Annotated in this window: 15 protein-coding genes; 7 read left to right on the top strand and 8 right to left on the bottom strand. The window is 60.7% G+C overall.

Annotated features, from left to right (window positions below; genetic code table 11):
- The first annotated feature begins 387 nt into the window (after nt 1-387).
- The 5 genes from AACY02_RS01075 (at nt 388) to AACY02_RS01055 (ending at nt 6,192) form a co-directional block, all read left to right on the top strand.
- Nucleotides 388-753: a DUF6124 family protein gene (locus AACY02_RS01075; protein WP_339430382.1), complete on the top strand. Its 366-nt coding sequence runs from the start codon at nt 388-390 to the stop codon at nt 751-753.
- A 290-nt stretch (nt 754-1,043) separates the two neighbouring features.
- The gene (locus AACY02_RS01070; RefSeq protein ID WP_339430381.1) at nt 1,044-2,120 is read left to right on the top strand and encodes a putative 2-aminoethylphosphonate ABC transporter ATP-binding protein; all 1,077 of its coding nucleotides are present in this window, start codon (nt 1,044-1,046) and stop codon (nt 2,118-2,120) included.
- Nucleotides 2,120-3,844 (top strand): putative 2-aminoethylphosphonate ABC transporter permease subunit, encoded by a 1,725-nt coding sequence (locus tag AACY02_RS01065; RefSeq protein WP_339430380.1) that lies wholly within the window; start codon nt 2,120-2,122, stop codon nt 3,842-3,844. The genes AACY02_RS01070 and AACY02_RS01065 overlap by 1 nt, the downstream gene beginning before the upstream one ends.
- A gap of 42 nt (nt 3,845-3,886) precedes the next feature.
- Nucleotides 3,887-4,912 (top strand): putative 2-aminoethylphosphonate ABC transporter substrate-binding protein, encoded by a 1,026-nt coding sequence (locus tag AACY02_RS01060; protein WP_130900350.1) that lies wholly within the window; start codon nt 3,887-3,889, stop codon nt 4,910-4,912.
- Nucleotides 4,913-5,058: 146 nt separating this feature from the next.
- Nucleotides 5,059-6,192 (top strand): TIGR03364 family FAD-dependent oxidoreductase, encoded by a 1,134-nt coding sequence (locus AACY02_RS01055; RefSeq protein ID WP_339430379.1) that lies wholly within the window; start codon nt 5,059-5,061, stop codon nt 6,190-6,192.
- A gap of 93 nt (nt 6,193-6,285) precedes the next feature.
- Here the strand turns inward: AACY02_RS01055 and AACY02_RS01050 are convergent, their stop codons facing one another.
- Nucleotides 6,286-7,662 (bottom strand): GTPase/DUF3482 domain-containing protein, encoded by a 1,377-nt coding sequence (locus AACY02_RS01050; RefSeq protein WP_339430378.1) that lies wholly within the window; start codon nt 7,660-7,662, stop codon nt 6,286-6,288.
- A complete protein-coding gene (locus AACY02_RS01045; RefSeq protein ID WP_339430377.1) occupies nt 7,655-9,034 on the bottom strand; it encodes a DUF2868 domain-containing protein in 1,380 nt (459 codons plus the stop codon). The genes AACY02_RS01050 and AACY02_RS01045 overlap by 8 nt, the downstream gene beginning before the upstream one ends.
- An 85-nt stretch (nt 9,035-9,119) precedes the next feature.
- Between AACY02_RS01045 and AACY02_RS01040 the strand changes: the two genes are divergently transcribed.
- Complete coding sequence (locus AACY02_RS01040; protein ID WP_339430376.1) at nt 9,120-9,632, top strand: dihydrofolate reductase; 513 nt, start codon at nt 9,120-9,122, stop codon at nt 9,630-9,632.
- Nucleotides 9,633-9,731: 99 nt separating this feature from the next.
- On the opposite strand, the gene AACY02_RS01035 is transcribed toward AACY02_RS01040, so the two are convergent.
- On the bottom strand, nt 9,732-11,123 hold the full coding sequence (locus tag AACY02_RS01035) for an L-cystine transporter (protein WP_339430375.1): 1,392 nt from the start codon (nt 11,121-11,123) through the stop codon (nt 9,732-9,734).
- Between the two features lie 239 nt (nt 11,124-11,362).
- Between AACY02_RS01035 and AACY02_RS01030 the strand changes: the two genes are divergently transcribed.
- The gene (locus tag AACY02_RS01030) at nt 11,363-12,424 is read left to right on the top strand and encodes a haloacid dehalogenase-like hydrolase (protein ID WP_339430374.1); all 1,062 of its coding nucleotides are present in this window, start codon (nt 11,363-11,365) and stop codon (nt 12,422-12,424) included.
- Between the two features lie 137 nt (nt 12,425-12,561).
- Here AACY02_RS01030 and ilvD read toward each other — a convergent pair whose 3' ends face one another.
- The 5 genes from ilvD to AACY02_RS01005 all read right to left on the bottom strand — a co-directional run bounded on the left by ilvD (nt 12,562) and on the right by AACY02_RS01005 (nt 19,584).
- Nucleotides 12,562-14,403 carry a dihydroxy-acid dehydratase gene (gene ilvD, locus AACY02_RS01025; RefSeq protein ID WP_339430373.1) on the bottom strand — a complete coding sequence of 614 codons (1,842 nt, stop codon included), beginning with the start codon at nt 14,401-14,403 and terminating at the stop codon, nt 12,562-12,564.
- A 258-nt stretch (nt 14,404-14,661) separates the two neighbouring features.
- Nucleotides 14,662-15,894 carry an MFS transporter gene (locus AACY02_RS01020; protein ID WP_339430372.1) on the bottom strand — a complete coding sequence of 411 codons (1,233 nt, stop codon included), beginning with the start codon at nt 15,892-15,894 and terminating at the stop codon, nt 14,662-14,664.
- Nucleotides 15,887-16,864, bottom strand: a complete 978-nt coding sequence (locus AACY02_RS01015; protein ID WP_339430371.1) for a diiron oxygenase — start codon at nt 16,862-16,864, stop codon at nt 15,887-15,889. Before AACY02_RS01015 ends, AACY02_RS01020 begins: the two co-directional genes overlap by 8 nt.
- Nucleotides 16,861-17,934, bottom strand: coding sequence for a SagB family peptide dehydrogenase (locus tag AACY02_RS01010; protein ID WP_339430499.1), 1,074 nt, complete (start codon nt 17,932-17,934; stop codon nt 16,861-16,863). Before AACY02_RS01010 ends, AACY02_RS01015 begins: the two co-directional genes overlap by 4 nt.
- 453 nt (nt 17,935-18,387) lie before the next feature.
- A complete protein-coding gene (locus tag AACY02_RS01005; RefSeq protein WP_339430370.1) occupies nt 18,388-19,584 on the bottom strand; it encodes a class I SAM-dependent rRNA methyltransferase in 1,197 nt (398 codons plus the stop codon).
- Nucleotides 19,585-19,724 lie beyond the last annotated feature (140 nt).

Here is a 19,724-nt window from a genome sequence, read left to right as displayed (position 1 = left end):
GTAAATCCCCAATCTCTGTAGGGCACTAAACCCTTTCCAGCGCAGGTGTTTAAAGACACTCGGTGTTACGCCCGGCAGCCTACAAATCCTTGCGCCGCTGCCTACGCATGCACCAGAATCCGCCGGCTTGTGCGCCTTGGGCTGGCTGCGTAACTTGGTTCGCATCACTGATTTCCAGTGATCGGGTTTAGTAGCCCGGATCAGTTGACTTACGGCTGCACAAGAATCATCCAGTCGGGCGCTTGCTTGCACTTGATGGTGGCTGTGCGCATGGCATCTTCGGGTGCGCCGGGTCTTGAGTCTTCTGCCGGTCTACTAACTTGCGCACAGCTGCCACCCCTTTCGTTTAGTAGCGAGATGGCTGCGGCTCTACTGGAGAAAGACTCAATGTTCAAACCAACGCCAAACCCGCCGATCTCCGATCCGGCATCCCCCTACGAATCGCCCGATTCAAAGAAATTCCACGAAGCCGCCGAGCGCGCCCTCGACCACTATCTCTGCCCGCCGGCCGCCGCCATCATGGCCACGTCCTACACCCCCAACACGCTCTACATGGCACACCCTGAGGCTGACACCGAATCCCTGCTGGCCGACGCCAGTGAAACCCTCGGCTCCGCCACCGTCATGCTCCACAACCACGCAGCAATGGTTGAAGGCTCGAACCGCAAAACCCTGCAAGGCATCGCCCAGGTGGTGATGCTGGCCGAGCTGGCGGTCAATCGTGTGCTGGACAGGTTAGTGCCGACCGAGTGATCAACGCGCTCAGCGGCGCATGCCCATGTGCCACTGAGTGGAGGCTAGAGGTGTCGATCGCCTGAATCTTTTGGTGAATGTCTGGGCCTCTTCGCGAGCAAGCCCCACATTGGAATGCGTTCCCCCTGTGGGAGCGGGCTTGCTCGCGAAGGGGGCAGACCAGGCAATGCAGAACCTCAGCCCAAACCAAAATCCCCGAATACCACTATCAGCCGTTTTTGCCTCACTGCCACATGACGGACGCATTACAACGCTAGGATTTGCCTCATCTGCTTGATGAGGTCTGTCCCATGAATCCTGCCATCGCAACCACCCTGACTCACCCAGGCGCACCGATGAACGTGCGCGGCGTGCAGAAGCGCTTTGGCGCGTTCACCGCACTGGATAACGTCTCCCTCGACGTCGCGGCCGGTGAACTGGTGTGCCTGCTCGGCCCGTCCGGGTGCGGCAAGACCACGTTGCTGCGTTGCATCGCCGGTCTGGAAAAGCAGGACAGCGGCGAGTTGTACCTCGGTGACCGCGATGTCTCGAATCTCGCACCGCAGGCCCGGGACTACGGGATTCTGTTTCAGTCCTACGCACTGTTCCCCAATCTGACGGTGGAGGCGAACATTGCCTACGGCCTCGCCGGCAGCGGTCGCGATGAAGTGCGCCGCCGCGTCGGTGAGATGCTGGAACTGGTCGGCCTCACCGGCAGTGAGAAAAAGTACCCCGGCCAATTGTCCGGCGGCCAACAGCAACGGGTGGCACTGGCCCGCGCTCTGGCCCCGGCACCGTCGCTGCTGCTGCTCGACGAACCGATGTCGGCCCTTGACGCCCGGGTGCGTGAGCATTTGTGTACCGAACTGCGCCAACTGCAACGCAACCTCGGCATCACCACCCTGATGGTCACGCACAATCAGGACGAAGCCATGCTGATGGCCGACCGCATCGCCGTGATGAATAACGGTCGGGTCGAGCAGTACGCCACCCCGCAGGACATCTACAACCGCCCGGCCACACCGTTTGTGGCCGAGTTTGTCGGGCAGGGTAACTGGCTGCCGTTCCAGCGCAGCAGCGCCAGCCACGCCCGGGTGGGCGGGATGGATGTGCGTCTGGCGGATGGCAGCGTGAGCGGCGCCTCGGGCCGATTGTTCTGCCGCCCCGAAGCGATCAACGTCAATCCGCTGGTGCACGAAGAAAACCTGTTCCCGGCCAAAGTCCGCGAGATCACCTTCCTCGGCAACCGCTGCCGCATGAGCTTCGAACTCGATCAACTGCCCGGCCACGCGCTGCTCGCCGAACTGGCGCCGGAGGCCATGCCGCGCCTCGGCGCCCAGCAGATCATGGTTGCGTTGCCGCCGCGCAGCCTGCAGGTGTTTGCCTGATGAGCAGCCACCTCGCGCTGCCGCTCCCGCATAAGCAGGTGCGTCAGACGTCCCGTGCCGAGATCGGCGACCGCATCTTCGTCGTCGGCGGCAAACTCCTGCTGCTGGTACTGCTTGGCGTTGCGGTGCTGTTGCCGTTGCTGGCGATCTTCTGGCGCGGCTTCAGTAGCGAAGCCGGGCAGGGCGGTGGCTGGCTCGCTGCGAAAGAACTGGCGACCAGCGAGAATTTCCACTGGCTGCTCGGCAACAGCCTGAAAGTTTCCCTCAGCGTCGCAGCCATCGTCGTACCGCTGGCCTACCTGTTTGCCTACGCCCTGCAACGCACGTTGATTCCGGCCAAAGGCATCTGGCGCGGGATTTCCCTGCTACCGCTGATGGCGCCGTCGATGCTGCCGGGGATTGCGCTGGTCTATCTGTTCGGCAATCAAGGCCTGTTGCGCGGGCTGCTCTCGGACAACATCTACGGGTTCTGGGGGATTGTGCTGGGTGAGGTGATCTACACCTTTCCCCATGCGCTGATGATTCTGCTGTCGGCGCTGTCCCTGGCCGATGCGCGGCTGTTCGATGCGGCGTCGAGCATGGGCGCCAGTCCGGCCAAGGCGTTTCGCAGCATCACCTGGCCGGCGACCCGACAGGCTGTGTTCGCCGCGTTCTGTCTGGTGTTCACCCTGACCATCACCGATTTCGGTGTGCCGGTGGTGGTCGGTGGCGACTATCAAGTGTTGGCGCTGGAGGCTTATAAAGCCGTGGTCGGCCAGCAGCAATTCGGCCGTGGTGCGTTGATCGGCATGGTGCTGTTGCTGCCGGCGCTGCTGAGCTTTGGCGTCGATGCGTGGTTGCGTCGACGTCACGGCGACTCCATGAGTGGCCGCGCCCAGGTGTTCAAACCGGCGCCGTCGAAAGTGCGTGATGGCTGCTATCTGGTCATCGTCCTGCTGATCTGCGCGGCGTTGCTGCTGGTGTTCGGCATGGCGGTGTTCTCCTCGCTGGTGAAGTTCTGGCCGTACAACCTGTCGCTGTCGCTCAACCACTATCAGTTCAACGAAACCGCCGGCGGTGGCTGGCTGGCCTACAGCAACAGTTTGAAGATGGCGCTGGGTACGGCGCTGATTGGCAGTGTGCTGATCTTCACCGGCGCGTATCTGATGGAAAAAACACGCACGCAACGCGGCCTCAATCTGGCGTTGCGCATGCTCAGTTTCGTGCCGATGGCGGTGCCGGGGTTGGTGCTTGGTCTGGGTTACGTGTTCTTTTTCAACCTGACCGGCAACCCGCTGCATGTGCTCTACGGGACGATGACCCTGCTGATCGTCTGCACCATTGCGCACTATCTGACCACCGCACAAATGACCGCAACCACCGCGCTGCGCCAGCTCGATGCCGAGTTCGAAGCCGCCGCGCTGTCGCTCAAGGCGCCGCTGTATCGGCATTACCTGCGCGTGACCGTGCCGATCTGCCTGCCGGCGTTGCTGGACATCGTGCGTTACCTGTTCGTCTCGGCGATGACCACGGTGTCGGCGGCGATCTTCCTCTACAGCCCGGACACCATTCTTGCGGCGGTGGCGGTGCTGAACATGGATGACGCCGGCAACGTCGGCGGCGCGGCAGCGATGTCGACCCTGATTCTGTTCACCTCGGCGGGCGTGTCCTTGCTGCTGGCGTGGGCTTCGCGCGGTTTGCTGCGCCGTTCCCAGGCCTGGCGGCAAACCGCGCCCGGTCACTGATGTTTCCCGTAACCCTCAACTCAAAAAGACAGGAAAACGATCATGTTCAAGCCTATGGCCCTGGCCGCTGCTGTGCTCGCCACTTTCAGCCTGAATGCCTTCGCGGCGAAAACCGAGTTGACGGTGTACACCGCCCTCGAAGCCGAGCAACTGAAGTCCTACAAGGACGCCTTCGAAAAGGCCAACCCGGACGTCGAGATCAAATGGGTGCGCGATTCCACCGGGATCATCACCGCCAAACTGCTGGCCGAAAAGGCCCGTCCGCAGGCTGACGCCGTGTGGGGCCTGGCCGCCTCGAGCCTAGCGATCCTCGACCAGCAAGGCATGCTGCAAAGTTACGCACCGAAGGATCTGGGCAAGATCGGCGCGAACTACCGCGACGCCGCCAACCCGCCGGCCTGGGTCGGCATGGACGTGTGGGCCGCGACCATTTGCTTCAACACCGTCGAAGCCGAGAAGCAGGGCTTGAGCAAACCGGTGAGCTGGCAGGACCTGACCAAGCCTGAGTACAAAGGCAAGATTGTCATGCCCAACCCGGCGTCGTCCGGCACCGGTTTCCTCGACGTCAGCGCCTGGCTGCAAACCTTCGGCGAGAAGCAGGGCTGGGCGTACATGGACGGCCTGCACCAGAACATCGGCCAGTACGTTCACTCCGGCTCCAAGCCTTGCAAACTGGCGGCGGCGGGCGAGTTCCCGATTGGTATTTCCTTCGAATACCCGGCCGTTCAGTTGAAGCGCCAGGGCGCGCCGCTGGACATCATCCTGCCGAAGGAAGGCCTGGGCTGGGAGATCGAGGCGACTGCCGTGATCAAAGGCACGCCGCATGAAGAAGCCGCGAAGAAACTCGCCGACTTCTCCGCCAGCGCCGAGGCGATGGATCTGTACAAGGAGAACTTCGCTGTTCTTGCCCAGCCGGGGATCGCCAAGCCGCAGACGGAATTGCCGGCTGATTACGAGCAGCGTTTGATCAAAAACGACTTTGCCTGGGCCTCGAAGAACCGCGACGAGATCCTGGCCGAGTGGCGCAAGCGCTATGACGGCAAGTCCGAGAAAGTCGTCGCCAAGTAAGCTCTTTATCGACTGACAGGGCCGCTTCGCGAGCAAGCCCGCTCCCACATTGGATCTTCAGTGAACACACATTCTGTGGGCACCCAAAATCCCCTGTGGCAGCGGGCTTGCTCGCGAAGGCGGTCTCCCATTCAGGGAAAATTTCCATGACACAACACAACGACCTGCTGATCGTCGGCGCCGGCATCCTCGGCCTGTCCCACGCCTATGCCGCCGCCAAACGCGGTCTCAAAGTCACGGTTTTCGAACGCACGGCCACGCCCCTCGGCGCCTCGGTGCGCAACTTCGGCCAGGCACTGGTCACCGGCCAGCCACCCGGGCCAATGCTCGAACTGGCCAAGGCCAGCCGCGAGATCTGGGGCGACTGGGCGCAGCTCGCCGGCCTGCAAATCAAGCGTAACGGCTCGTACCTGTTTGCCCGCACTGAAGCTGAAGAACACCTGCTCGAAGCCTTTTGCGCCGGCCGCGCCGTGGAACACGGTTACAACGTCGACTTGTTGCGCGGCGCCGCGTTGCGCGACCTCTACAGCGGTCAGTTCAGCCATCACCGTGCAGCCTTGCACGGGAGGGACGATCAACAGTTGTATTCGCGTGAAGCGATTCCAGCATTGATCGATTACCTGCGCCGCGACCTCGGCGTCGAATTTCATTTCTCGACGCTGGTGCGCGATGTGGAGCCGGGGCGTCTGCACAGCACGGCCGGTTCGTTCACCGCCAAACAGATCATCGTCTGCTCCGGCCATGATTATCAGACGCTGCTGGCCGAACCGATTGCCACGCTCGACCCGCAAATCTGCCGCCTGCAAATGCTCCGCGCCAAACCGCACGTCGACCTGAACCTGCAACACGCCTTGCTCACGGGGTTGAGCGGCGTGCACTACGGCGCCTTCGCCGACTTGCCGGAAGCGGCGGCGGTGCAGGCGCAGATCCTGCGCGAACAACCGCACCTGCATGAAAACGGCATTCACCTGTTGATCAGTCCGACACCGTATGGCGAGTTGATCATCGGCGATTCGCACCACTACGGCAGCGATCCGTCGCCGTTCAACGCCGAGCAAGTCGACACCTGGATGCTCGAACTGGCCGAACATACCCTCGGCTGCAAGGTGAAAGTGATCGAGCGCTGGCAGGGTGTCTATGGCGCCCGTGGGCCGGGGCCGTTTTCGTTCCTGCGCCCGGCACCGGGGCTGAGTGTGGCGCTGATGCACACCGGCGTCGGCATGAGCGTCGGTCCGGCCATGGCCGAGCGCAATGTCGCGCAGTTGCTGGGGGACATTTGATGGCAGGTCACAAGACCTTCATTCGCGAGCAAGCCCGGGGGAATGCGTTTTTCTGTGGGAGCGGGCTTGCTCGTGAAGAGGCCGGCTCAGGCGCTACAAATCCTCAGCCAAAGACTCAATTTGCTCCTGCCGCTGCGCCTGATTCAACTTCGCATGCGGGTTGAGCGACGACCATTGCGGATGCGCCCGCGCCTTGCTCAGCGCCTCCGGCAACTTGCCCTGTCGCCAGGTTTTGTCCTGCGGTGCGGCAACCTGAACCGCGTCCAGCGCCGCATGCCCGCGCTGATCCAGGGCCAGCAGCAACTGGCGCTGGCGCAACGCCAACAGCCGCAACACGGCATCATCCACCGTCAACTCGCGCTGGCCTTTGATCTTGCCGAGCAAGCGACTGCCATAACTGCGCGCCGTTTGCAGCGCACCGCCAGCAATTGCCCCGGCCAATGCCGCCGCGCCGAGGGTGATGCCGCCCACCAGCAAATCCACGCCAGCCCCGGCGGCTGCCCCGGCAGCGATCCCGCCCCCCACACGCACACCGAGTTGCTTCAAGGTTTCCGGGTTGAACAGGTCATCGCCCCAGCGGCCATCGAGCAACGGTAGATCACTCGCCGCCGCATCCTGCGGGCGAAACGCATACAGCTTGAGCAGCGCTTCGACGCACTTCTGTTCGCGCTGGCGCACAGCCTTGCGCAGTTCGCTGATGGCTTGCTGTTCCTGCTCGGCTTCGCTGACCACGCTGCGGCGGCACGCGGCGCAGTCGATCAGCAATTCGGCAATCAACCGCGCTGCACTGTGCTGCCGGGCGAGTCGCTGTGCCTGCTGATCTGCAATCAAGCGTTCCAGTTGCGGCCGGGCGTTTTCCAGCAACAAGGCGAGGCTTTCATACAGCCGTCGCGCACCATCCTCGGGCGGCGCCACGCTGTCGAAACGCACCAGCGCATGCAGACCAAGACGCGCCAACGCGTCACGCCAATCCGGTTCGCGGTGGTTGGCGCTGCTGACGAAATTGAGCACCGGCAGCAGCGGTTTGCCGCAACTGGCCAACACTTCCAGTTCATCGCGGTACTTGGCCAGCACCGGCTCGCGGGCGTCGATCACATACAAACCGGCGTCGGAGGCGAGCAGTTGCCGCAACACTTTGGCTTCCTGTTCGAAACGCTGGCGCGCCTCGCTGCCGTCGAGAAACCGCGCCAGCCGCGCCGGGCCGTCGAGGCGTTCGCCGGGGCGTTCCAGACGTTCGAGAAAATCCAGCAGGGCGATGGCGTCTTCCAGCCCCGGCGTGTCGTAGAGGTCGAGCAACGGCTCGCCGTCCACCGACAGTCGCGCGCCCTCGACATGCCGGGTGGTGCTTGGCCGATGCGAGACTTCGCCGAAACCGACATCGCGGGTCAGCGTGCGCAACAGCGAAGTCTTGCCAACGTTGGTGTGGCCGACCACGGCGAGTTTCAGCGGCGCTTTGAAGGCATCAGTCATGACCGTTCTCCAGCCAGTTCAACGGCGCGCAATCAGCAAAGGGTAGTTCCAACTGTTGCAGTGCGATGTGCCAGTCGCCGAGGCGTTCGGCGTCCAGCGCTTCACCGGGCGGCGCTTGCAGCAGCCAGACGCGGGTGGCGCTGGCGTTGCGCGCCAGTTCGGCGATCAGCGCGAGGCTGCCGCGATCCGGCGAGCGCCGTGGATCGCAAGCGATAACCAGACGTGCCGGGGGAAAGCGGCTGAGTTGTTCGAGCAGTTTGTTGCGTGACTCGCGGCTGTCGAGGATGCCAGCGTTGCTCACGGTTTTCGGCAGGGCCGGCGGCCATGGGCGTTGCTCGTCGAGTTCGATCGCCACCAGCAATGCGCCTTCGCTGGCGTGTTCGCTGACGCTGCTTTCGACGCGGTGCAATTGCTCAGGCGCGGCGTCGGTGACGCCGAGGCGTTCGCTGGTCGGCATCAGGCGTTCGCGCAGTTGGGCGTAGCCGGGCAGGTTCAGGTCCAGATGCAAGCGGTCACGTCCCCGTTTCCAGCGCCAGCGGCAGAACAACATCAGTATCAGACGCGGCAAGACGCCATAGATCAGCACCGCGCCCACCAGCCAGATGGCCCACCACTGGCGAACCAACGCACGGTTGTAGTCGGTGTCCAGCGTCACGCGAATCATGTCGACGCGCGGCGCACTCCAACCCAAGGCATGGGGAATGACCGTCAACGCATCCGTCAGGGCGGCGAAGAAGTCGGCGCCTAACAGCGTGCTTTCCCAAATGAAGTCATAGCGCCGGGCAGCCATCATCAACACCAGCATGCTCAAAGCGCTGAGCATGATCAGCAGCCACAGGCCATTGACCAGCGTGCCGATCGCCCAACGATTGAGTTTTTGGCGTTGCAACAAGACGAGCAACGCTGGGGGCAACTGCGCGGCTTTGGCGTCACGGGCGAATTTTTCGCTGAGCCAAAGCCAGAGCCGGCCGAGTGCGGCGCCATGTTCCCCGGCGAACAACAGTCCCAGCGCCCAACTCAACAGCAAAATCAGATTCACCCCGAGCAACGTACCCAACGCCCAGAAAATATTCACCGGGCGCGTGCCGTCACCCAGCGTGGAAAACGCCATGCCGGCACCGGTCACGCAGGCCAGCACCACCATTAACAGCAGCGCCAGACGCGCGCCTTGCAGCCAGTGCTTGAGTGCGTTGGTCAGCCCGTCACGCTCGGCCAGCCACAAGGCACGGCGTTGAATACGGCTCGGCAGATCGCCGCCAGCCGCGCGGGCCAGACGATTGGCTTCCAGATCATCCAGAGGCCCCGCGTGTTCTTCGCGCAGGCGCACGGTTTCGGTCAACCAGAGGTTTTGCAGTGGAGTCAGTTGTGTCACGCGGCATCCCGTCGCTCAATTGAGCCGTGAGCATAACCGCTGTGGCGCTTATCGGGTCAAGCGAGGCTCTGGTATCCTCGCCGGCATGACTAAAACACTCCCCTTAAGCCTGATCGCAGCCCTCGGTGAAAACCGCGTGATCGGCGTCGATAACAGCATGCCCTGGCACCTGCCGGGGGACTTCAAATACTTCAAAGCCACGACCCTCGGCAAGCCGATCATCATGGGGCGCAAGACCTGGGATTCCCTCGGTCGTCCGCTGCCCGGGCGCTTGAACATCGTGGTCAGTCGTCAGGCCGATCTGGTGTTGGAAGGCGCTGAGGTTTATCCATCACTCGAAGCCGCGGTGGTTCGCGCCGAGCAATGGGCGAAGGAACAGGGCGTCGATGAACTGATGCTGATTGGCGGCGCGCAGTTGTATGCGCAAGGGCTGGCGCAGGCGGATCGTCTGTACCTGACCCGTGTGGCGCTGAGCCCGGAAGGTGATGCGTGGTTTCCGGCGTTCGATCTTAACCAGTGGAAGCTGGTGTCGAATGTGCCGAATGCGGCCGAGGGCGACAAACCGGCGTACACCTTCGAGGTCTGGGAAAAAGCTTAAGAGCTTCGTCGGAACGCCGCCCGGAGCAAGCCCACACACATTGGATCTGTGATCGACACAAATCCAATGTGGAAGAGGGCAGGTCAGGCAAAGAACAACTCAAGCCTGTGCCAACTGCCCATGTTCATCGGCATCGAGCAGTGCTTTATCGGTCTGCTGCATCACCTGACTGGTGATCGCACCGGCGGTGATTGCGCCACTCACGTTCAACGCTGTACGCCCCATGTCGATCAGCGGCTCAACCGAAATCAGCAAGGCCACCAGTGACACCGGCAAGCCCATCGCCGGCAGCACGATCAGCGCGGCAAACGTCGCACCGCCACCTACGCCCGCCACACCGGCCGAACTCAGGGTCACAATCGCCACCAGCGTCGCGATCCACAGCGGGTCCAGCGGGTTGATGCCCACGGTCGGCGCTACCATCACCGCCAACATCGCCGGGTACAGGCCTGCGCAGCCGTTCTGGCCGATGGTCGCGCCGAACGATGCGGCAAAACTGGCTACCGATTGTGGAATGCCCAGACGGCGGGTCTGCGCTTCGATGCTCAGCGGAATGCTCGCTGCACTGGAACGGCTGGTGAATGCAAACGTCAGCACCGGCCAGATCTTGCGGAAGAAACGCAGCGGGTTGATCCCGGCCGCCGACACCAGCAGGCCATGAACGACGAACATCAGGCCCAGACCGAGGTACGACACCGCCACGAAACTGCCGAGTTTGATGATGTCTTGCAGGTTGGAGCCAGCCACCACTTTGGTCATCAGCGCCAGTACACCGTACGGGGTCAGCTTCATCACCAGGCGCACCAGGCGCATCACCCAGGCTTGCAGGGTGTCGATGGCGTTGATCACTTTCTGACCTTTCTCGACGTCATCCTTGAGCAGTTGCAGCGCGGCGACACCAAGGAACGCGGCGAAAATCACCACGCTGATGATTGAAGTCGGTTTGGCCCGCGCCAGATCGGCGAACGGGTTCTGCGGGATGAACGACAGCAGCAGTTGCGGCACATTCAGTTCGGCGACCTTGCCGGCGTAGTCGGTCTGAATGGTTTGCAGACGGGCCATTTCCTGGGTGCCGGCCACCAGACCTTCAGCGCTGAGGCCGAACAGGTTGGTCAGGCCGATACCGACCAGCGCCGCAATCGCGGTGGTGAACAGCAGCGTGCCGATGGTCAGGAAACTGATCTTGCCCAGCGACGAGGCGTTGTGCAGGCGGGCCACCGCGCTGAGGATCGAAGCGAACACCAGCGGGATGACGATCATTTGCAGCAACTGCACATAACCGTTGCCGACCAGATCGAACCAGCCAATCGAGGCTTTCAGCACTGGATTGCCCGCCCCGTAAACGGCGTGCAGAGCTATACCGAACGTGACACCGAGCACCAGCGCGAGCAGGACTTTTTTCGCCAGGCTCCAATGGGTGCGGCGGGTTTGTGCCAGACCCAAGAGCAGGGCGAGGAACACCAGCAGGTTGAGAATCAACGGTAGATTCATGAGAACTCCAGGAAAGACTTTGCCAGCAGCCTTGCGGGGCTGCTGCGAACCGGCAAGCCTAACAGTTTGATTTCAAATGAATTAATACCGAAAACGCAGGGTAATAGTCGCTTTTGGAATAAGTAGGCGTCGCTCTGGGGAATGCATCTGGCGTGATGGAGACGTGGACGGTCGCTGACAGATGAAAACGGTCACACTTATTTGTTACCGTCGGTCTCTTTGATCAGGGAGAAGGGCTTATGAAGTTTGCACCGAAATTTCTGGCTGTCGCACTGACTGTGGGGTTGGGCCTGGCCGGTCAGGCATTCGCCACCGATTTGAAACACTGGCCAGCCGATCAGGCCAAGGCGCTGGACGCGATGATTGCCGCCAATGCCAACAAAGGTAACTACGCGGTGTTCGACATGGACAACACCAGTTACCGCTATGACCTGGAAGAGTCCTTGTTGCCGTTCATGGAAAACAAGGGCCTGATCACCCGCGACAAACTCGACCCCTCCCTGAAACTGATTCCGTTCAAGGACACCGCCGACCACAAGGAAAGCCTGTTCAGTTACTACTATCGCCTCTGCGAAGTCGACGACATGGTCTGCTACCCGTGGGTGGCGCAGGTGTTCTCCGGCTTCACCCTCAAGGAACTCAAAGGCTACGTCGATGAGCTGATGGCTTCGGGCAAACCCGTGCCGGCGACTTATTACGACGGCGATGTGGTCAAGACGCTCGACGTCAATCCGCCGAAAATCTTCACCGGGCAGCAAGAGCTCTACAACAAGCTGATGGAGAACGGCATCGAGGTCTATGTGATGACCGCCGCGTCTGAAGAACTGGTGCGCATGGTCGCCGCCGATCCGAAGTACGGCTACAACGTCAAACCACAGAACGTGATTGGCGTGACGACGATGCTGAAGAACCGCGAGACCAACGAACTGACCACCGCGCGCAAGCAGATCACCGCCGGCAAATATGACGAGAAGGCCAACCTCGGCCTCGAACTGACGCCATACCTGTGGACCCCGGCGACGTGGATGGCCGGCAAGCACGCCGCCATTCTGACTTACATCGACGAGTGGAAAAAACCAGTATTGGTGGGCGGCGACACCCCTACCAGTGACGGATACATGCTGTTCCACGATGTCGACGTGGCCAAGGGCGGCATTCACTTGTGGATCAACCGCAAAGACAAATACATGACGCAGTTGAACGGCATGATGGCCAAGCACGCTGCGGCGCAGGCCAAGGAAGGGTTGCCGGTGACGGCAGACAAGAACTGGGTGATCGTCAAACCCGAAGACATCCAGTAAGCCCCGATCTTCTGTGGGCGCCCGGATTCCGGGTGCACTGACAGTCCCACAGTTTTGATCTTCAGTGTCTGGGGAATCTGGCCAGACAAAAAAATGCCTCGCACTTGGCGAGGCATTTTTGTTCCTGCGATTGACGCTTACAGCCCGTCAAGCATCGCCTTGTTACGCACAGCACCTTTGTCGGCACTGGTCGCCAGCAGGGCGTAAGCCTTGAGCGCGGTGGTCACTTTGCGTGGACGCACTTCCACAGGTTTCCAGCCTTTCTTGTCCTGCTCGACCCGGCGAGCCGCCAGTTCTTCGTCGCTGACCAACAGATTGATCGAGCGGTTCGGAATGTCGATCAGCACTTTGTCGCCATCGCGCACCAGACCGATCGCACCGCCAGCAGCGGCTTCTGGCGAAGCGTGGCCGATGGACAGGCCCGAAGTGCCGCCGGAGAATCGGCCGTCGGTGAGCAAGGCGCAGGCTTTGCCCAGGCCTTTGGATTTCAGGTACGAGGTCGGGTAGAGCATTTCCTGCATGCCCGGGCCGCCTTTCGGACCTTCGTAGCGAATGATGACGATGTCGCCTTCTTTCACTTCGTCGGCGAGGATGCCGCGCACGGCGCTGTCCTGGCTTTCGAAGATCTTCGCGTTGCCTTCAAACACATGGATCGACTCGTCGACACCGGCGGTTTTCACCACGCAGCCGTCCATCGCGATGTTGCCGTACAGCACGGCCAGGCCACCCTCTTTCGAGTAGGCGTGTTCGAAACTGCGGATGCAGCCATTTTCACGGTCGTCATCCAGGGTTTCCCAACGGGTCGACTGGCTGAACGCAGTCTGGGTTGGAATGCCCGCCGGGCCTGCCTTGAAGAAGTGGTGCACGGCCTCATCGGTGGTCTGGGTGATGTCCCACTTGGCGATGGCTTCTTCCATGCTGCGGCTGTGTACGGTCGGCAGATCGGTGTGCAACAGGCCGCCACGGGCCAGAGAACCGAGGATGCTGAAGATACCGCCGGCGCGGTGCACGTCTTCCATGTGGTACTTCTGGATGTTCGGCGCAACTTTGCACAGTTGTGGAACGCTGCGCGAAAGACGATCGATGTCGCGCAGGTCGAAATCGATCTCGGCTTCCTGAGCGGCTGCCAGCAAGTGCAGGATGGTGTTGGTCGAACCGCCCATGGCGATGTCGAGCATCATCGCGTTCTCGAACGCCTTGAAGTTGGCGATGTTGCGCGGCAATACCGCCTCATCGTTGTCGCCGTAGTAACGCTTGCACAACTCGACGATGGTCCGGCCGGCCTGCAGGAACAGTTGTTCGCGATCGCTGTGGGTGGCCAGGGTCGAACCGTTGCCCGGCAATGCCAGGCCCAGGGCTTCCACCAGGCAGTTCATCGAGTTGGCGGTAAACATGCCGGAGCAGGAACCGCAGGTCGGACAGGCGCTGCGCTCGTACTCGGCAACCTTCTCGTCAGAAGCGCTGGAGTCGGCGGCAATCACCATGGCGTCGACGAGGTCGAGGCCGTGGGACGCGAGTTTGGTTTTGCCGGCTTCCATCGGGCCGCCGGAAACGAAGATCACCGGAATGTTCAGGCGCAGGGCGGCCATCAGCATGCCCGGGGTGATCTTGTCGCAGTTGGAAATGCACACGATGGCGTCGGCACAGTGGGCGTTGACCATGTATTCGACGGAGTCGGCGATGATTTCACGGCTCGGCAGCGAATAGAGCATGCCGTCGTGACCCATGGCGATACCGTCATCCACCGCGATGGTGTTGAATTCTTTCGCTACGCCACCGGCGCGTTCGATCTCGCGAGCGACCAGTTGGCCCAGGTCTTTGAGGTGCACGTGGCCCGGCACGAACTGGGTGAACGAGTTGGCAATGGCGATGATCGGCTTTTTGAAGTCGTCATCTTTCATCCCGGTGGCGCGCCACAGTGCGCGGGCGCCGGCCATGTTGCGGCCGTGGGTGGATGTTTTCGAACGGTAATCAGGCATTGAAGCACTCCGGGCGGCTAATCAGGTATCAAAGGGGAAGTGAGCTTCTATTGACGTCTGGAACACCCGGTAATGGCCGTGTGTCTGGAAGTGGCCGATGACGTTGCGGGATCGCCGCTGGTCTCAGCCTGAGCTCATAAACCCGCCGGGGGATGAATGGCGATGAATCTGGCGATTCTACACCGCTGGCGTCTGGAGGGAATGGCGCAAAGTGTTGTTGCAGTGCCAGCGGCGGTTGCGGGATGACGACTGGCAGGATTATTCGCCATCCGGTTGCGCGGTCGTGTTGATCTTGAGCATGTTGGCGCGGCGGCTCACCCCCCTGTTCAACGCCAGAGCCACGCCACTGAGCAAAACAAAGCAGTAACCCAGCGTGGATTGCAGGTTGGCCGGGCTCAGGCTGATCAATGCACTGATTATTCCGCCGCAAATGAAAATGATCGTGCTGCCAGCCGAAGCCGACGTGCCGGCGTTTTCGGGAAACAGGCCCATGGCCCGCGAGGTGGCTGCCGGTCGTGCGATGGTGGTGCCGGCCGTGCAGATCAGCATCGGAATCAGAACGGTGGCTGGGGCCAGTGCATGGTTGGCCGCCAGATAAAGCATCACCAAACCTGACAGCAGGATCAGACTCAGCCCGGTGATGATCTGCCGGCCCGGCGTGATGCGTCGGTTCAGTACGGTGGCGATGATGCCACCGACGACATACGCAGCGCCGTACACCAGCAGGATCAGCGAAAAATCATAGGCCGACAGTTGCAGTTGATCCATGAAGATCAGTGGGGAAATCACGATAAAGGAGAAATGACAGGCGAATGCGAAGGCTGAAATCAGCCAGTAGCCGACAAAGTCGAAATCTCCCAGCACCCGTCGATAGGCCTTGAGGAAACCCGGGTGCGTGCCGCTGACGACAGGGCGAGTGTTCTCCAGAAACAGCCATGCCTTGATCAGCACCGTGGCGGACAGCGCGATGAACACCCCGAAACTGCCGCGCCAGCCAAGGGTGGCTTGCAGAAAGGTGCCGGCCAGCGGCGACACGGAGATAAAAATCCCGGTGGCGGTGACCATCAGAATACGCAAGCGATCACGCTCCTCGCCTTCGAACAGGTCCTGCACCAGTGCCTGGGACAGCACAAAACAGCCGCAACCCAGTGCCTGCACCACCCGGAATATCAGGAACAGCGTGTAGTCGCCGGTCAACACGCAACCGAGGGCGCCGAGCATCGATACGCTCATACCGGCGAGCAACAAGCCCTTGCGTCCGATCACATCGGATAGCGGGCCGATCAACAACTGGGCAAATGCGATGCCCACGGCGAACAGACTGATTGAAAGCGCGATGTCCGCCGGTGTGCTGCGGAAATGCGCCGCCAGTGCCGGAAATGATGGAAGCAGGACATCCAGTGGAAACACGCCCAGCAGCACCATGGCCAGTAAAAGGCCGACAGCCCCGCGACGCTGGCGTGTGATTACCGCGTACTTTCCGTTATCCATCGATCAGTCCTGCCTTGGCAAAAAGTGTCTGGTTATGGGGCGTTGCGAAAAATCCGGCCTTGCGCAGTGCATCCAGCGTAGCGATGGAGCCTGAACGTGCGCGCGCGCGGTTGGCCTGCACCGTTGCCATGCTGGCGACAATGTCCATCACGTCGCTGTCGGCAATGCCCGCACCGCGCAGGCTCTGTTGCAGCCAGCGTTCGTCGACCTCGAAGAAAAGCCCGATGATCTCCAGCAGCGTTCTGCTTGCAAACGTGCGCTGGCGACTGTTCATCGAAAGCCAGAAGTAATGGAACACTTCGGCAAAGTAGCGGCTGTGGCGGGCTTCGTCGGCCAGGTGATCGCGCAGCATGTCGTTCACGCTGGACACCAGACTGTCGCGACAGACGTCCAGCAGCTCCCGGGCAATGATGGTCTCCGAGACGAAGCCAAGCAGAAGCCATGCCAGTGCACGGTGCTTCTGCGGGGTGCGGGCGATCAGTGCGTTCATGCGAGTGATCCGCTTCGGAATCGCCGGACGTGCGCTCATCCCGTAGAACCCGGCGATCTGCTCCGCGAGACGATTGGAGAACAACGCGTGGTAGCCCTCGTCGGTATAAAGTTGCAGCGCCGCGTGTTTCATTGGCAGAGGCACGTAGATAGGCAGTTCCCGATGAACGATGACCTCAACCGCGCGATTGACGATGCGATGTTCGAGCAGGGTGGTGTAATCGAGAAAGTGCACCAGATGGTTGGCCGTCAGTCGGTGTTGCACTTCGCGTCCGGCGGCCTCGATGGCCGGGTGGGCCAGATAAGGCAAAAAGGCCGGTGGAAACCAGTAGCGGGTTTGCAGTTGCTGCAGCACGTCGTCCGGCAATTGATAGTCGTGGGTACTGCTGCGTACCGAGGCGCGGCTGTCCCAATCCCCCAGGGTGAATTTAAGCGCCCATGACACCGGTACTTCGTTCGAATCCGGGATAGGGAGGGTCATGCTTGTACCTCGCGCAAGAGATCGCGCATTTCCTGGCACATCACCTGTCCGTCGCTTTCTCCGCAGCCAACAAAGAACAAAGGTTGTTCAGCGCTTCCCTCGATTTTGAGGAGCGTTTCGACCTGCTTGTCGGCAAATGCACCGGTCAACCAGGTGTTGAGACCCAGTGCTGTGGCGATCAGTTGAAAGGTCTGCGACAGATGACCCGCCTCAATGAATGCCATGCGATAGGCGCGTGAGTGCTCGTACTTCCACCAGAGCCGATCGAATCGAGCGGTGATGAACAATCCCAGCGGCAGGTTGTTGATGAAGTGCTGGCCGCCCAGCAAGTCGCCCAGCGCCGGTTGAGGCAAGGGATTGACCCGGCTAATGGTGTGTTCGGCAGGGTGGTAGGCGTAAATGCCGGGCTCCAGGTCGTCGACGTTGCGCACCAGCAGAAACCCTTCGCATGCATTCAGGCCACCACCGGACGGACTGCTGCGGCGTGCGCCAAGGTCTTGGGCAATGCTGTCGTCGCGATTGAGGTCGCGCTCATGGAGGTAACCGAGAGAAAGGTAAAGCAGGGTGCCGACGTCATCGAGCGTCATCGCTGCGCCGGTGTAGGAGCGACAGGTTTTGCGCTGGAGCAGTGCGTTACTCAGGCTGTCGTCGTTCAAACTGCGCGGGAGGGGCAAAGCGATGCGCTGTCCGGCCACATGCATGGGCCGGTCTGTTGCGGGAGCCGGGGTGGCCAATACTTCGTTGCAGTGCGCCAGATATAGCCTGGACCACTCATGAATATTCTGCGGGCTGTGTTCGCAGGGAATGTTTTGAGTGCCGATGTGATAGATCTTCGACAGTTCATCCCAACCCCATGGCGGGTTGTCTATTTTTGAAACGGTTAGAATGCCGGCGCTTAATAGTTGCGTGTCTATTATGTTGTGTGGGTCGAAGAGGTCTGGGTTGTTTATTAGTTGTGCAAGGCGGGTCGAATAGTTCAGGTCAAGTTCATGTTGGGTGTGCTCTTTGTAGTTCCAGACTATTTGTCCAGGTGAGCGCGGCAATATAAATAGATAAGGGTTTATGTGCATGGTATTCATTCACTCTGGATAAAGTCGAAAGGACGCCGCGTTGCCGGCACTCCACGGCGTCCTGACTCACTTAGCGGGCTTTAGGTGCAACCAGAAAAGCCAGGTTTGCGATTTTGTTGGTTTCCAGAGAAATGCTTTTCATGATGTGAACTCCTTGTTCGTTGATAGTTGAAGTCACCTCGTAGTGACAACTTCATAATAGTTTGTAATGGAATATTGGCAAGTGGATATTAAGTAGGAATGTTCCAGTAATTTTGTCGGAACTATCTTTAGCTGGAGTTGGACTTTGTAGGGTGTTTTTCAATAATTTAAGGGCGTAAGGAAATATCCTTCACGTTAGTAGGAAAGTCCGTGTAGGAAGTCGTGATTGTTGACGTAGAGGTGACGCAGAGTTCGCCAGGGGCAGGCGTAAAGCAAACGGGGAGCCTGCTGGCTCCCCGTCATCCGCATTGATCAGCTGTTAGGCAGCAGGCGGCAGGTGATGCTCTTGATGTAGCGGGTTTCGTTGATCGCCGGGTGTACCGGGTGATCCGGGCCTTGGCCGCCGCGCTCCAGCAACTGGATGTTGCGATCCAGGTGACGTGCACTGGTCAGCAGGATGTTTTGCAGGTCATCTTCCGGCAGGTGCATCGAGCACGAAGCGCTGACCAGGATGCCGTCCTTGTTGAGCAGGCGCATGGCTTGTTCGTTCAGGCGACGGTAGGCGCCTTCACCGTTTTTCATGTCTTTCTTGCGTTTGATGAACGCCGGCGGGTCGGCCACGATCACGTCGAAGCGTTCTTCACTGGCCTTGAGCTCTTTCAAGGCTTCGAAAACGTCACCTTCGATGCAGGTCATTTTGTCGGCGAAGCCGTTCAACGCGGCGTTGCGCTCGACACCGTCAAGGGCAAAGGCCGAGGCATCGACGCAGAACACTTCGCTGGCGCCGAACGCTGCAGCCTGCACGCCCCAGCCACCGATGTAGCTATAGAGGTCGAGGACGCGTTTGCCTTTGGCGTAAGGCGCCAGGCGTGCGCGGTTCATGCGGTGATCGTAGAACCAGCCGGTTTTCTGGCCTTGAATGACCGGGGCTTCGAACTTCACGCCGTTCTCTTCCAGTGCCACCCACTCCGGCACCAGGCCGAATACCGTTTCGACGTAGCGGTTGAGGCCTTCGGCGTCACGGGCGGCGGAGTCGTTCTTGAACAGAATGCCGCTTGGCTTGAGCACTTGAGTCAGTGCGGCGATCACGTCCTCTTTATGCGCTTCCATGGTCGCCGAGGCGATCTGCACGACCAGGATGTCGCCGAAACGGTCGACCACCAGGCCTGGGAGCAGGTCGGAATCGCCGTAGACCAACCGATAGAACGGCTTGTCGAACAGACGCTCGCGCAGGGACAGAGCCACGTTCAGGCGGTGCACCAGCAGCGATTTGTCCAGTGCTACCTTGATGTCGCGCGACAGCAGTCGGGCGCAGATCAGGTTGTTCGGGCTCATTGCCACGATGCCCAGCGGCTTGCCGCCCGCCGCTTCGAGGATGGCCTGATCGCCGGCATTGAAGCCATGCAGTGGCGTGGCGGTCACGTCGATTTCGTTGCTGTAGACCCACAAGTGACCGGCGCGCAGGCGACGGTCGGCGTTGGCTTTGAGGCGCAAGCTAGGCAGGGACATGACGTCGCTCCGGAAAAAAGAGCGGGAGTATACCGTGTTGCGAGTTATGTCGGGTTTGATGAGCGATGAAACGCCGATGCGCCTTCGAGAGCCGCGAATTTGCCACCGAGCGGGTTTCGATTATCCGGTCGGTATCAAAA

The sequence above is a fragment of the Pseudomonas sp. EA_65y_Pfl2_P78 genome, from assembly GCF_963970495.1.
Classification (GTDB): domain Bacteria; phylum Pseudomonadota; class Gammaproteobacteria; order Pseudomonadales; family Pseudomonadaceae; genus Aquipseudomonas; species Aquipseudomonas baetica_A.
The sequence above is the reverse complement of the archived record's forward strand: the minus strand, read 5'-3'. Positions and strand labels throughout refer to the sequence as shown.

Excerpts from the sequence above, each read along its gene's own strand:
- AACY02_RS01035 (WP_339430375.1), bottom strand. The coding sequence starts at position 11,123 with ATGAATCTACCGTTGATTCTCAACCTGCTGGTGTTCCTCGCCCTGCTC.
- AACY02_RS01015 (WP_339430371.1), bottom strand. The coding sequence starts at position 16,864 with ATGACCCTCCCTATCCCGGATTCGAACGAAGTACCGGTGTCATGGGCG.
- AACY02_RS01075 (WP_339430382.1), top strand. The coding sequence starts at position 388 with ATGTTCAAACCAACGCCAAACCCGCCGATCTCCGATCCGGCATCCCCC.
- AACY02_RS01010 (WP_339430499.1), bottom strand. The coding sequence starts at position 17,934 with ATGCACATAAACCCTTATCTATTTATATTGCCGCGCTCACCTGGACAA.
- AACY02_RS01070 (WP_339430381.1), top strand. The coding sequence starts at position 1,044 with ATGAATCCTGCCATCGCAACCACCCTGACTCACCCAGGCGCACCGATG.
- AACY02_RS01055 (WP_339430379.1), top strand. The coding sequence starts at position 5,059 with ATGACACAACACAACGACCTGCTGATCGTCGGCGCCGGCATCCTCGGC.
- AACY02_RS01050 (WP_339430378.1), bottom strand. The coding sequence starts at position 7,662 with ATGACTGATGCCTTCAAAGCGCCGCTGAAACTCGCCGTGGTCGGCCAC.
- AACY02_RS01040 (WP_339430376.1), top strand. The coding sequence starts at position 9,120 with ATGACTAAAACACTCCCCTTAAGCCTGATCGCAGCCCTCGGTGAAAAC.
- AACY02_RS01005 (WP_339430370.1), bottom strand. The coding sequence starts at position 19,584 with ATGTCCCTGCCTAGCTTGCGCCTCAAAGCCAACGCCGACCGTCGCCTG.
- ilvD (WP_339430373.1), bottom strand. The coding sequence starts at position 14,403 with ATGCCTGATTACCGTTCGAAAACATCCACCCACGGCCGCAACATGGCC.
- AACY02_RS01030 (WP_339430374.1), top strand. The coding sequence starts at position 11,363 with ATGAAGTTTGCACCGAAATTTCTGGCTGTCGCACTGACTGTGGGGTTG.
- AACY02_RS01060 (WP_130900350.1), top strand. The coding sequence starts at position 3,887 with ATGTTCAAGCCTATGGCCCTGGCCGCTGCTGTGCTCGCCACTTTCAGC.
- AACY02_RS01020 (WP_339430372.1), bottom strand. The coding sequence starts at position 15,894 with ATGGATAACGGAAAGTACGCGGTAATCACACGCCAGCGTCGCGGGGCT.
- AACY02_RS01065 (WP_339430380.1), top strand. The coding sequence starts at position 2,120 with ATGAGCAGCCACCTCGCGCTGCCGCTCCCGCATAAGCAGGTGCGTCAG.